Origin of the sequence: Enterobacter cloacae complex sp. ESBL7 (assembly GCF_041679625.1) — a bacterium.
Classification (GTDB): Bacteria; Pseudomonadota; Gammaproteobacteria; order Enterobacterales; family Enterobacteriaceae; genus Enterobacter; species Enterobacter asburiae_B.
This window is the reverse complement of record NZ_JBGORN010000005.1, coordinates 33,644-46,362: the sequence shown is the minus strand read 5'-3', so window position 1 is coordinate 46,362 and position 12,719 is coordinate 33,644. Positions and strand designations below refer to the sequence as shown.

The following is a 12,719-nucleotide window of genomic DNA, read 5'->3' as shown; positions in this document are numbered from 1 at the left end:
TGTTGCCTTGCTGTGATTTTTTATGCATATTTTGTGATTATATTTTCACAATCACTGTGACATAAAAATGGATGGTCATGACATGGCAACTGAACAACCAGCAATTACCCGCGCGACATTTGATGAAGTGATCCTGCCGATTTATGCACCGGCTGAGTTTATCCCGGTGAAGGGAAAAGGCAGCCGCGTCTGGGATCAGCAGGGGAAAGAGTATGTGGATTTCGCGGGCGGTATTGCGGTCACGGCGCTGGGTCATTGCCATCCCGCGCTGGTTGAGGCGCTGAAAACCCAGGGCGAAACCCTGTGGCATACCAGCAATGTGTTCACCAACGAACCGGCGCTGCGCCTGGGCCGCAAGATCATCGATGCGACCTTTGCCGAGCGCGTGCTGTTTATGAACTCCGGCACTGAAGCCAACGAAACTGCGTTTAAGCTGGCGCGCTACTACGCGACAACGCGCCACAGCCCGTACAAAACCAAAATCATCGCCTTCCACAATGCCTTCCACGGACGCTCCTTCTTTACCGTCTCCGTTGGCGGCCAGCCGAAGTATTCCGACGGGTTTGGCCCGAAACCGGCCGACATTGTCCACGTGCCGTTTAACGATCTGCACGCGGTGAAAGCGGTCATGGACGACCATACCTGCGCCGTTGTTGTCGAGCCGATCCAGGGGGAAGGCGGCGTGACGGCGGCAACTCCGGAATTCCTGAAAGGGCTGCGCGCGCTGTGCGACGAGCATCAGGCGCTGCTGGTCTTTGATGAAGTGCAGTGCGGGATGGGGCGTACCGGCGATCTGTTCGCTTATATGCATTACGGCGTGACGCCGGACATCCTGACCAGCGCCAAAGCGCTCGGCGGCGGTTTCCCGGTGAGTGCGGTACTGACGACGCAGGAGATCGCCTCCGCGTTCCACGTCGGTTCTCACGGTTCCACCTACGGCGGTAACCCGCTGGCGAGTGCCGTGGCGGGTGCCGCATTCGACATTATCAACACGCCGGAGGTGTTGAACGCCGTGAGCGCGAAGCGCGAGCTGTTCGTAAAACACCTGCAAAAGATTGATGAACAGTACGACGTGTTCAGCGAAATCCGTGGGATGGGGCTGTTGATTGGCGCCGAGCTGAAGCCGCAGTACAAAGGCCGGGCGCGTGATTTCCTGCACGCCGCCGCCCACGAAGGGGTGATGGTGCTCAATGCCGGGCCGGACGTGATGCGCTTTGCGCCGTCGCTGGTGGTAGAAGACAAAGACATCGAAGAGGGGTTAACCCGCTTTGCCACGGCGGTCGCGAAGATCGTTAAAGGCTAATACTCGGTTCGCTTTAACCGGCGCGTTAACCAAATCCCGTGATGCGGACGCTGACGCCATGCCACCGACGAAATGGTGTGCATGGTGTTCAGATGCCCCAGAACGCGCTGCAAGTGCTGCTCCAGCGTACTCATTGGCCCGTGGGTTAACGTCTCCGGCGCTTCCAGAATATTTGAGTCGCCCGACTCGCCCGGCGCGTCATACTCCAGACGCTGCTGGCACCTCTGCAACGCAATTTCACACGACTGCAAATAGCGCTGCGCCAGATCCGGCGTTAGCATCGTGTGCTCGCGCGCCAGCGTGGTCATGGCGTTAATATGCTCGACGATAAACTGGCTGTGCGTCACCCAGAGCTTCATGTCTGCCAGATAGTGCGAGTTAAAGCCCGGCTCCTGCATCGCCTGGTTGAGCGAGTTAAACAGGGCGTTGTGCGCCTGGTTGACCTTCATCCGCTGATAGGCCAGCGGGGAGGGCTGCGGGTCGTCGCTCAGGATCAGGCGAATAGCCTGTTGGTCGGCTTCCAGCGCGTCGTGGGCGTTCTGCCTCAGCAGCCCGCTCTGCCACTGCGGCCACAGCCAGACCATGCCGCCAAAGGCAATCAGGCAGCCGATCAGGGTATCAATCAGCCTGGCGACAATAAACTGTTCGCCATTGAGCGTGAGCAACTGCAGCGTATATACCGCCGTCACCGTAAAGCCCACCATCGCCCAGCCGTAGTTTTTGCGGATAATCAGATAGCTCACCAGCGTAATCGCCAGCATCCCTGCCAGGGTATAGCCTTCCGGCACGTGGAAGTGCAGCGTCACGCCCGCAATGATCAGCCCGGCCATCGTTCCGCCAGCCCGATGCAGAATACGCACCCGCGTGGCGCCGTAGCCGTTCTGGGTGACAAACAGCACGGTCATTAAGATCCAGTACGGTTTCGGCAGGTGCAGCGCCATGCCCATCAGACTGGCGGTACTGAGCATCACGCTGATCCTTGCGGCGTTGCGCAGAGCGGACGATTTAAGAGAAAGATAGCTTTTGAGCGCGGGCAATAGCGGAAGCCGTTTTTGCTTATCCGCCATCAGGTCGCGGGGATACAGCGGGCGCTGCGTGCGTAACACGCGGGCGATGCGGCTGAAGTGCCAGGCGGCAAACTGGCCGACCGGGTTATCGGGATGCTGACGGGCGATTTTCTCCAGCGCGCCGAGCTGTTTTTCCATGTTAAAGCGCGTCGGGTAGCGGTGATAGAGAATATCATCGGCCAGCACGCGCAGACGTGCCGAGACGGTCTGCGCGTTCCAGCGGATCACCGCTTCGGCGTGGCTGCGTTCGACCAGCTTTTGCACCTCCTGCGGGTGGTGAAGGCTTACGGAGATGTGCTCCTGCAGATCCAGCCCGACCTGGAAGGTGCGCAGCAGCCGTTTGTACTCGTGGTTCTTGTTGGCGGCGAGCATATGCAGCTGCTGATAGCACTGGCTTATGAGATCCACCACCTTCTGCTGGCGCGTCAGCAGCGGCGGTAAGGATTTTTCCGGGTCGGTATGCTGGGTGAGCAGGGTGTATTTGGCTTCGCAGTAATCCGCAAGCTGCACATAGAGCAGGCTCAGGGATTCACGCAGCGGCTGTTCGCGCCACAGCCAGAACCAAAACCAGTTAAACAGCCCGTACCATAATGTCCCCAGGGCGTAGATCAGCAGCGGCTCCCACACCGGCATGTTCCCGGCGAGGCTCAGCGTGAAAATGGCCGCAATCAGCGAAGCGGGAAGCAGGCGGGCGTGCAGCGAACTGATTTCCGCCGTGACGCCAAGGGTCATCGCCAGTACGGTCAGGATCAGCGGCAGCGGGATATCCCGGGCAAGCAGAAGCTGCACGGCGAGGCTACAGCCCGCAAACAGGCAGCCACCAACGATCAGGCGTTTGAAAAAGCGCTTATGCGGCGTGTCCAGACCGGCAATGTTGCAGCAGGCGGGCACGAGGGAAAACAGGAGGCCTTGTTGAAGATGTCCGAGGATCAGGCCTATGGCCACAGGAAGACACAACACCAGCGTTTGTCGCAGTGCGTAGTTAACTTCCGGGTGATAGATCAGCCTGCGCCACATGGGGAGTAGAGACAAAAACGGCGTGACACCTTGCGATGGCACGCCGTTTAAGCGGAATTAACGCGTTCCGTAGACCACGATGGTTTTACCGTGGGCGGAGATCAGGTTTTGATCTTCCAGCATTTTCAGGATACGGCCCACTGTTTCACGGGAGCAACCGACGATCTGACCAATTTCCTGACGGGTAATTTTAATTTGCATGCCGTCCGGGTGGGTCATAGCGTCTGGCTGTTTCGCCAGGTTCAGCAGGGTTTGTGCGATGCGGCCGGTAACGTCCAGGAAGGCGAGGTTACCCACTTTCTCTGACGTGACCTGCAGACGGCGCGCCATCTGGGAAGAAAGACGCATCAGGATGTCAGGGTTAACCTGAATCAGCTGACGGAACTTCTTGTAAGAAATTTCAGCCACTTCACATGCTGTCTTTGCTCGAACCCAGGCGCTACGTTCCTGGCCCTCTTCAAACAGGCCCAGTTCACCGATGAAATCGCCCTGGTTCAGATAAGAAAGGATCATCTCTTTCCCTTCTTCATCTTTGATCAGCACTGCCACCGAGCCTTTAACGATGTAATACAACGTTTCCGCTTTTTCACCCTGGTGAATCAGCGTGCTCTTCGATGGGTACTTATGAATGTGGCAATGAGACAAGAACCATTCGAGAGTCGGGTCTGTTTGCGGTTTGCCAAGCACCATGCGCTGTTATCCTCTGTTATAAGCTGTCACCAGAGTCATCAGATGCATCCGGACTCTGGGGTTGCAATCGAATTCTTACCCATACCCTGGGAAGTCGGCTACCGTAACGTTTCGCAGCCAGTAAAGTTTGATGTCCTCTGCATACACGTGTAACGTCAATGTATTACTGTAGCATCCTGAGTGTTTTAGCATAGCTTTCGCCGCGTGTCTCCTGGTGTCTCGCTTCAGCATGATGCAGGTCGCCTTCCATTGCGATAAATGTAACGCACACGTAATCTGTCACCAAAAATGCAACGTTGGAGTTAATGAATATGCAAGCGCGCGTGAAATGGGTTGAAGGTTTAACGTTCCTGGGCGAGTCCGCGTCAGGACACCAGATTTTGATGGACGGTAACTCCGGCGATAAAGCACCCAGCCCAATGGAAATGGTGCTGATGGCGGCAGGCGGATGCAGCGCAATTGACGTGGTGTCGATTCTGCAAAAAGGTCGTCATGACGTGACGGATTGTGAGGTTAAACTCACGTCAGAACGTCGCGAAGAGGCGCCACGCCTGTTCACCCATATTAACCTGCACTTTGTGGTCACCGGTAAAGAGCTGAAAGACGCGGCGGTCTCGCGTGCGGTGGACCTGTCTGCGGAGAAGTACTGCTCGGTGGCGTTAATGCTGGAGAAAGCGGTAAAAATCACGCATTCGTATGAAGTGATCGAGGCGTGATTGATGGGGCATCGTGCGTGTTGATGCCCTCACCCTAACCCTCTCCCACAGGGAGAGGGAACATGCTCACGCGATCTGCTTCCCTTCCATCAGTCGCTCCACCAGCGGCGTCATGATGAGCTCCATCGCCAGCCCCATTTTTCCGCCCGGCACGACTAACGTATTCATGTGCGAAATAAACGAGCCCTGCAGCATTGCCAGCAGCCAGGGGTAATCAATACCTTCGAGATTGCGGAAATGGATCACCACAAAGCTCTCATCCAGCGACGGGATGCTTTTAGCGGCAAACGGGTTCGAGGTATCCACCGTCGGCACGCGCTGGAAGTTGATATGGGTGCGGGAGAACTGCGGCGTCAGGAAGTTAATGTAATCCTCCATGGAGCGCACCACGGAGTCCATCACCGCCTCTCGCGAATGGCCGCGCTCGCTCATGTCGCGCGTCAGCTTCTGGATCCACTCCAGGTTAACGATAGGGACCACGCCGACCAGCAGATCCACATGGCGCGCCACGTCGTGTTGAGGCGTGACCACACCGCCGTGCAATCCTTCGTAAAACAGGACGTCGGTGGGTTCCGGCAGCGGCTGCCACGGGGTAAAGGTTCCCGGCACCTGATTCCAGGGTACGGCTTCATCATAGGTGTGCAGATACTTGCGGGACTGCCCTTTGCCGCTCTTACCGTACTCTATAAAGGTTTGTTCCAGCAGGCCGAAGTCATTGGCCTCCGGGCCGAAGTAGCTGATGTGTTTACCCGAATCGCGCGCCTTACGAATGGCCATGTCCATCTCCGGACGCGTGTAGCGGTGAAAGCTGTCGCCTTCGACCTCCGCCGCACGGAGATTCAGCTGGGCGAAAATCTTGCGAAATGCGAGGCTGGTGGTGGTGGTTCCCGCACCACTCGACCCCGTAACGGCAATAACCGGATGTCTGGCAGACATAGCAACTCCCTGACTGAAAAGGGTGGAAGATCAGCCGTGAAACGCGTTGCGGGGCATGATATTGACCGTCTCATGCAGTTCTGACCACACCAGCACCACGTCGCCGCTTTTCAGCTGGCGCTTAACATCGTTGACCTTTTGCTCAAGCGAGCGTTCCTGTTCACCATAATCGGTGCCTTCGCGTAATACAAAGCTTTCAATCAGATTATCGAGCGTTTCGGGAGCCAGATCCTGCCAGGGAATAATCATTTTGCACCGTCCAGATAAGGGGTCAGCCAGTCAGGAATACGCGCCTCAAGCCACATTTTCGGGCGGCGCAGCGTGCCGCCGATAAACCCGACGTGGCCGCCGTGCTCGGTCAACTGATAGTGAACGTTGTCGGGCAGGAATTCCTGAGCGGGGATCGAGTGATGATCCATAAACGGGTCATCTTTGGCATGAATAATCAGCGTCGGCTGCGTGATCTTGCTGAGCAGCGGCATGGCGCTGCACTGACGATAATAGTCAATCGCGTCGGCGAAGCCGTGGATTTTCGCGGTGATCAGGTCGTCGAACTCGCGGATACGACGCACCTTTTTCAGCTGGCGCAGGCTTACCGGCAGGGTATCCGGGTAGGCCTTCAGCTTACGCGCCGCGTTGGCCTTCAGCAGGTTGAGCAGGTAGCGCTGGTAGACGCGGGAAAAGCCTTTATCCATGTGGTAGCTGCACTGCTCGAGCATAAACGGCGCGGAGACAATGACGGCGGCATCCAGCGGTACGCTTTCACCCTCTTTGGCCAGCAGACAGGCCAGCATATTCCCGCCCAGCGAGTAGCCCACGGCGGCCGTTGGCACGGTGCCATAATTTTCCCGCAGCCAGTGTAAAAACCACGTCCCGTCTTCGGTTTCACCCGAGTGATAAATGCGTTTCTGACGATTCGGTTCACCGCTGCAGCCGCGAAAATGCATCACCACGCCGAGCCAGCCGCGCGCTTTTGCCGCCTCAATTAGCCCATGCGCATACGGGCTGTGCAGGCTGCCTTCCAGACCGTGGAAAACCACCAGACGCGGCTTATGGCGAGCCTGTTCAGGCGCTTCGCTCCAGGCGAGATCCAGAAAATCACCGTCTGGCAGGTCAAGCCGTTGCCAGTGCGGGGTGAACTGAACCTTGCGGCGGATCAGTCGCGGCAGCATGGTCTGCAAATGCGGATTGGCCACGCCGCGCATAGGCACGAACTCAGTGCTGTCTTCGGCCGCAATGTCGAAGTCTGATGGAATGATTTGGGTCATAAGCGCGATGCTGATTCTTGTCGGAAATTTACGATACTTTCCGAATTGTACCCCGTTTAAGCTGGATTTCCGAACCCGGTACGGATTCTGCTCTTCAAACGGGGTAAATAAGTCAGTCAGCCTGCAGCATCGCTTCCAGCTGTTCCTGCGCGTCGAGCCACGCCATCTCGCACTCTTCGAGACTGGATTTGGTCTTCGCCTGGGTTTGCAGGCAGTCGGTCAGCTCAGCCTTGCGGCTCTGGTCATACAGGCCGCTATCACCAAGCTTCTCTTCAACGATAGCCAGCGTGGCGTTGAGTTTTTCCATCTCTTTTTCGAGACGGGTAATCTCTTTACGCAGGGGCTGCGTCTGGGTGCGCAGCTCCGCCTCACGGCGCTTCTGATCTTTACGCGCCTGCGCGCTGTTGGCGTTGTCTTTCGCTGACTCTTCAGGCTGGTTTTCCTGCTTCTGCACGTCCGTCAGCCACTGCTGGTAGTCTTCCAGATCGCCGTCGAACGGTTCGACTTTGCCGCCGTGCACTAAATAGAGATCGTCCGTGGTGGAGCGGATCAGGTGACGGTCGTGCGAAACCACCACCAGCGCGCCTTCGAACTCAATCAGCGCTTCGGTCAGCGCCTGACGCATGTCGAGATCCAGGTGGTTGGTCGGTTCATCGAGCAGCAGCAGGTTCGGGCGCTGCCAGACGATCAGCGCCAGCACCAGACGGGCCTTTTCGCCGCCGGAGAAGCGCTCGGTGTTTTCAGTCACCTTATCGCCCTGGAAGCCAAAGCCGCCGAGATAGTCGCGCAGCTTCTGCTCCATCTCCTGCGGCGCAAGACGCGCGAGGTGCTGAATCGGCGATTCATCCGCGCGTAAAAATTCCAGCTGATGCTGGGCGAAGTAACCCAGCTTGATACCCTTCGCCAGACCAATTTCACCGCTGACCGGGTTAAGCTCGCCCGCCAGCAGTTTGATCAGCGTCGATTTACCGGCGCCGTTACGCCCCAGCAGGCCAATGCGGGAACCCGGCACCAGGTTGAGCTTGATGGAGTCGAGAATAATGCGGTCGGCATAGCCAGCGCTGACTTTTTCCATTTTCAGCAGCGGGTTAGGCAGGCTTTCCGGCTCGCGGAAGCTGAAGTGGAACGGGTTATCCACGTGCGCCGGGGCAATCATCTCCATACGTTCCAGCATCTTGATGCGGCTCTGGGCCTGCTTGGCTTTTGAGGCTTTGGCCTTAAAGCGATCCACAAAGCTCTGCAGATGCGCCACGCGCTGCTGCTGGCTTTCATACATGGACTGCTGCTGGGCGAGACGCGTCGCGCGCTGGCGCTCGAAGGAGCTGTAGTTGCCGGTGTACTCGAACATCGTTTGCTGTTCGATATGAATAATTTTATCCACCACAGGGTCAAGGAAGTCGCGGTCGTGGGAGATCAGAATCAGAGTGCCCTGATAGCTCTTGAGCCACTTCTCCAGCCAAATAACCGCATCGAGATCGAGGTGGTTGGTCGGTTCGTCGAGCAACAGCAGGTCAGAGCGGCAGATCAGCGCCTGCGCCAGGTTGAGGCGCATACGCCAGCCGCCGGAGAAGTCGCTGACCGGGCGTTCCAGCTGTTCGTTGCTGAAGCCCAGGCCGTGCAGCAGGCTGGAGGCGCGGGAGCGAATGGTCCACGCGTCGATGGCGTCCAGCTTGCCGTGAACGGTGGCGATGGCGTGACCGTCGTTGCGCTCGTTAGCAGAATGAAGTTCCGCTTCGAGCTTGCGGTATTCACGGTCGCCGTCGATAACATAGTCGAGCGCCGGTTCACTCAGCGCCGGCGTCTCCTGGTTTACCCAGGCGAGCTGCCAGTTCCCCGGGAAGGTAAAGTTACCGCCATCCGCGCTAATCTCGTTTTTCAGCAGCGCCAGCAGGGTGGATTTACCGCAGCCGTTTTTGCCGACCAGACCCACTTTTTGGCCCGGGTTGATGGTAGCAGTGGCGTTATCCAGCAGGACGCGCACGCCGCGACGAATTTGTAACGAGGAGAAAACAATCATAGAAGCGCCGTATGTTCCGACTATGTTAATTTGTCATTATGATAATGTAAGGTGTGGGCCATTTTCCGCACCGGGCCGCCATGGTAGCCCAAAACAGCGACGATACACAAAAACAGAAACAAGACCGGGAGGGGAATGATGTCTCAGACAGCAAAAGTGCTGCTGCTGTATGCCCATCCGGAATCTCAGGACTCGGTGGCAAACCGGGTGCTGCTTAAGCCGGCCACACAGCTTAGTAACGTAACGGTGCACGATCTCTACGCGCACTATCCTGATTTCTTTATTGATATCCCTTACGAGCAGGAGCTGCTGCGTCAGCATGACGTGATTGTGTTCCAGCATCCGCTTTATACCTATAGCTGTCCGGCGCTGCTGAAAGAGTGGCTGGACCGCGTGCTGAGCCGGGGCTTCTCCAGCGGGGTGGGGGGCAACCAGCTGGCGGGAAAGTACTGGCGTAGCGTGATTACGACCGGTGAACCCGAAAGCGCTTACCGTCACGACGGGCTGAACCGCTATCCGATGAGCGATATCCTCAGGCCATTCGAGCTGACGGCGGCGATGTGCCGTATGCACTGGATGAGCCCGATTATTGTCTACTGGGCGCGGCGTCAGGATCCGAAAGAGCTGGCAAGCCACGCCAGAGCCTACGGTGAATGGCTGGCGTCACCTATTCCGGCAGGAGGTCGTTAATGGAAGGATCGAATTTACTCCTCGCCGGGGTGCTGTTTTTATTTGCGGCCGTCGTCGCGGTGCCGCTTGCTGCACGCATTGGTATCGGTGCGGTGCTGGGGTATCTGCTGGCGGGGATCGCGATTGGCCCTTGGGGGCTGGGATTCATCAGCGATGTCGATGAGATCCTCCATTTCTCCGAGCTGGGCGTGGTGTTCCTGATGTTCATCATCGGCCTGGAGCTGAATCCTTCGAAATTGTGGCAGCTCCGACGCTCTATCTTTGGCGTGGGCGCCGCGCAGTTGTTGTTCAGCGCCGCGATCCTGGGTGGCCTGTTAATGCTGACAAACTTTTCATGGCAGGCGGCGGTGATTGGCGGGATAGGCCTTGCGATGTCGTCGACGGCGATGGCGCTGCAGCTGATGCGCGACAAAGGGATGAATCGCAACGAAGCCGGTCAGCTGGGCTTTTCGGTGCTGCTGTTCCAGGATTTGGCGGTGATCCCGGCGCTGGCGCTGGTGCCGCTGCTGGCGGGGTCCGGGGACGATCACTTCGACTGGGCTAAAATTGCCATGAAGGTGCTGGCCTTCGCGGGCATGCTGATTGGCGGTCGTTTCCTGTTACGTCCCGTGTTCCGCTTTATTGCCGCGTCGGGCGTTCGCGAGGTGTTTACCGCCGCGACGCTGCTGCTGGTGCTGGGATCGGCGTTGTTTATGGACGCGCTGGGGCTGTCGATGGCGCTCGGGACCTTTATCGCCGGGGTGCTGCTGGCGGAGAGCGAGTATCGGCACGAGCTGGAAATTGCCATCGATCCCTTCAAAGGGCTGCTGTTAGGCCTGTTCTTTATTTCTGTGGGGATGGCGCTCAACCTCGGTGTGCTCTATACCCATCTGCTGTGGGTGGTCGTGAGCGTCGCTATCCTGGTGGCGGTGAAGATGCTGGTACTGTACGTCATGGCGCGTATCTACGGGCTGCGCAGTTCGGAACGCATGCAGTTTGCCAGCGTGTTAAGCCAGGGAGGCGAGTTCGCGTTTGTGCTGTTCTCGACCGCATCCTCCCAGAAGCTGTTTAAAGACGATCAGATGGCGCTTTTGCTGGTGACGGTCACGCTGTCTATGATGACCACGCCGCTGCTGATGAAGCTGGTGGATAAACTGCTGTCGCGCCGCCTGAACCCAAATGACGATGAAGACGAAGCGCCGTGGGTGGAAGACGATAAGCCGCAGGTGATTGTGGTGGGCTTTGGCCGTTTTGGACAGGTGATTGGACGCCTGCTGATGGCGAACAAAATGCGCATTACGGTACTGGAGCGGGATATCAGCGCGGTCAACCTGATGCGTAAATATGGCTACAAGGTTTACTACGGCGATGCGACCCAGCTCGAGCTGCTGCGCTCGGCGGGGGCGGAAGCGGCAGAGTCCATCGTGATTACCTGTAACGATCCGGAAGACACGATGAAGCTGGTGGATCTGTGCCAGCAGCATTTCCCGCATCTGCATATTCTGGCGCGTGCGCGGGGACGTGTTGAAGCTCACGAATTGTTGCAGGCGGGTGTGAAACACTTCTCCCGTGAGACGTTCTCCAGTGCGCTGGAGCTGGGCCGTAAGGCGCTGATCTCGCTCGGCATGCATCCGCATCAGGCGCAGCGCGCCCAGATGCACTTCCGCCGGCTGGATATGCGGATGCTGCGCGAGCTGATGCCGGTACATACCGATACGGCGCAGATCTCCCGCGTGCGGGAAGCGCGTCGCGAGCTGGAGGAGATCTTCCAGCGAGAGATGCAACAGGAACGACGCCAGCTTGATGGCTGGGATGAATTTGAATAAAGGGTAACGAAAGATGGCTGTACGTAAACGCTTTATCGCGGGTGCAAAATGCCCGACCTGTCAGGCGCAAGATACCCTGGCGATGTGGCGGGAAAATAATGTTGATGTTGTTGAGTGTGTTAAGTGCGGTCACCAGATGCGTGAGGCCGATAAAGAGGCCCGCGATCACGTTCGCAAAGAAGAGCAAGTTATCGGGATTTTTCATCCGGACTAGCGATATGCCCTGAGTTTTTTTAAGCTAAAGGGTACACGGGTGCAGATTTCCGCTACAATCTGCGCCAGCAATTTTCCCACGCTCAGGAGATATCATGAAAGTAGCAAAAGACCTGGTGGTCAGCCTGGCCTATCAGGTACGTACAGAAGACGGTGTGTTGGTTGATGAGTCTCCGGTGAGTGCGCCGCTTGACTACCTGCATGGTCACGGTTCCCTGATTTCCGGCCTGGAAAACGCGCTGGAAGGTCATGAAGTTGGCGACAAATTTGACGTTGCTGTAGGCGCGAACGACGCTTACGGTCAGTATGACGACAACCTGGTTCAGCGCGTTCCTAAAGACGTGTTCATGGGCGTTGACGAACTGCAGGTTGGCATGCGCTTCCTGGCTGAAACTGACCAGGGTCCGGTTCCTGTTGAAATCACCGAAGTGGAAGATGACCACGTCGTGGTTGACGGCAACCACATGCTGGCTGGCCAGAACCTGAAGTTCAACGTAGAAGTTGTTGCGATCCGTGAAGCGACCGAAGAAGAGCTGGCTCATGGCCACGTTCACGGTGCACATGGTCACGACCATGACCACGATCACGGCCACGACGGCTGCTGCGGTGGTCACGGCCACGATCACGACCATGGTCATGATCATGGTAAAGGTGGTTGCGGTAACGGCGGCTGCGGTTGCCACTAATTCCGTCATGCGGAAAATAAAAAAGCGGGATAATAATCCCGCTTTTTTTACGCCTCAATAATGAGGAGGTGGCGTCTCTTCTGACTGAGAGGCAATGTTTGACGGCTGTGTAGCCTTCAGCTTTTCCGTCAGCAGGCGCATATGATCCCGCAGTTTTGCCATTTCGAGCTCATGTGCGGTCACGGTCTGGTTTAGCTCTTCGATGGTGATGTCCTGAAAAGCCAGGCGGCTTTCCAGCTCAGCCATTCTCGCTTCTATTGCTGTATCCTTCATCATTCACCTCGTTTATTTCAGATTCGCCATAATGGCCC

General features: G+C 57.2%; 13 protein-coding genes. 6 read left to right on the top strand and 7 right to left on the bottom strand.

The features are described 5' to 3' along the window. The first annotated feature begins 82 nt into the window (after positions 1 to 82). The gene (locus ACERY3_RS17540; protein WP_176686530.1) at positions 83 to 1,303 is read left to right on the top strand and encodes an aspartate aminotransferase family protein; all 1,221 of its coding nucleotides are present in this window, start codon (positions 83 to 85) and stop codon (positions 1,301 to 1,303) included. Here the strand turns inward: ACERY3_RS17540 and ACERY3_RS17535 are convergent. Continuing rightward, positions 1,300 to 3,387, bottom strand: coding sequence for a YccS/YhfK family putative transporter (locus tag ACERY3_RS17535; protein ID WP_217073234.1), 2,088 nt, complete (start codon positions 3,385 to 3,387; stop codon positions 1,300 to 1,302). The two genes, ACERY3_RS17540 and ACERY3_RS17535, sit on opposite strands and share 4 nt — an antisense overlap. Before the next feature lie 57 nt (positions 3,388 to 3,444). Next, positions 3,445 to 4,077 carry a cAMP-activated global transcriptional regulator CRP gene (crp, locus tag ACERY3_RS17530; RefSeq protein WP_000242758.1) on the bottom strand — a complete coding sequence of 211 codons (633 nt, stop codon included), beginning with the start codon at positions 4,075 to 4,077 and terminating at the stop codon, positions 3,445 to 3,447. 311 nt (positions 4,078 to 4,388) lie between these two features. On the opposite strand from crp, the gene ACERY3_RS17525 reads away from it, so the two are divergent. After that, on the top strand, positions 4,389 to 4,793 hold the full coding sequence (locus ACERY3_RS17525; protein ID WP_008503018.1) for an OsmC family protein: 405 nt from the start codon (positions 4,389 to 4,391) through the stop codon (positions 4,791 to 4,793). A gap of 66 nt (positions 4,794 to 4,859) precedes the next feature. Here ACERY3_RS17525 and ACERY3_RS17520 read toward each other — a convergent pair whose 3' ends face one another. The 4 genes from ACERY3_RS17520 to ACERY3_RS17505 all read right to left on the bottom strand — a co-directional run bounded on the left by ACERY3_RS17520 (position 4,860) and on the right by ACERY3_RS17505 (position 9,014). Continuing rightward, entirely contained in the window at positions 4,860 to 5,729 is an 870-nt protein-coding gene (locus tag ACERY3_RS17520) for a phosphoribulokinase (RefSeq protein ID WP_023309465.1), read from the bottom strand. Positions 5,730 to 5,759: 30 nt separating this feature from the next. Further along, positions 5,760 to 5,978 carry a YheU family protein gene (locus ACERY3_RS17515; protein ID WP_008503016.1) on the bottom strand — a complete coding sequence of 73 codons (219 nt, stop codon included), beginning with the start codon at positions 5,976 to 5,978 and terminating at the stop codon, positions 5,760 to 5,762. Continuing rightward, positions 5,975 to 6,997 carry a hydrolase gene (locus tag ACERY3_RS17510; protein ID WP_039263094.1) on the bottom strand — a complete coding sequence of 341 codons (1,023 nt, stop codon included), beginning with the start codon at positions 6,995 to 6,997 and terminating at the stop codon, positions 5,975 to 5,977. The genes ACERY3_RS17515 and ACERY3_RS17510 overlap by 4 nt, the downstream gene beginning before the upstream one ends. A 112-nt stretch (positions 6,998 to 7,109) precedes the next feature. Next, positions 7,110 to 9,014 (bottom strand): ABC transporter ATP-binding protein, encoded by a 1,905-nt coding sequence (locus ACERY3_RS17505; RefSeq protein WP_033146795.1) that lies wholly within the window; start codon positions 9,012 to 9,014, stop codon positions 7,110 to 7,112. 135 nt (positions 9,015 to 9,149) lie between these two features. Here ACERY3_RS17505 and kefG point away from each other — a divergent pair, with 135 nt between their 5' ends. From kefG to slyD, 4 genes are all read left to right on the top strand, one after another. Continuing rightward, positions 9,150 to 9,704: a glutathione-regulated potassium-efflux system ancillary protein KefG gene (gene kefG, locus ACERY3_RS17500; protein WP_021242220.1), complete on the top strand. Its 555-nt coding sequence runs from the start codon at positions 9,150 to 9,152 to the stop codon at positions 9,702 to 9,704. Beyond that, entirely contained in the window at positions 9,704 to 11,509 is a 1,806-nt protein-coding gene (kefB, locus tag ACERY3_RS17495) for a glutathione-regulated potassium-efflux system protein KefB (RefSeq protein WP_373226159.1), read from the top strand. Before kefG ends, kefB begins: the two co-directional genes overlap by 1 nt. Positions 11,510 to 11,522: 13 nt before the next feature. After that, positions 11,523 to 11,723 carry a YheV family putative zinc ribbon protein gene (locus tag ACERY3_RS17490; RefSeq protein ID WP_033146793.1) on the top strand — a complete coding sequence of 67 codons (201 nt, stop codon included), beginning with the start codon at positions 11,523 to 11,525 and terminating at the stop codon, positions 11,721 to 11,723. 94 nt (positions 11,724 to 11,817) lie between these two features. Then, positions 11,818 to 12,408 carry a peptidylprolyl isomerase gene (slyD, locus tag ACERY3_RS17485; protein WP_014833521.1) on the top strand — a complete coding sequence of 197 codons (591 nt, stop codon included), beginning with the start codon at positions 11,818 to 11,820 and terminating at the stop codon, positions 12,406 to 12,408. 54 nt (positions 12,409 to 12,462) lie between these two features. Here the strand turns inward: slyD and ACERY3_RS17480 are convergent, their stop codons facing one another. Next, positions 12,463 to 12,681: a protein SlyX gene (locus ACERY3_RS17480; RefSeq protein WP_023309461.1), complete on the bottom strand. Its 219-nt coding sequence runs from the start codon at positions 12,679 to 12,681 to the stop codon at positions 12,463 to 12,465. Positions 12,682 to 12,719 lie beyond the last annotated feature (38 nt).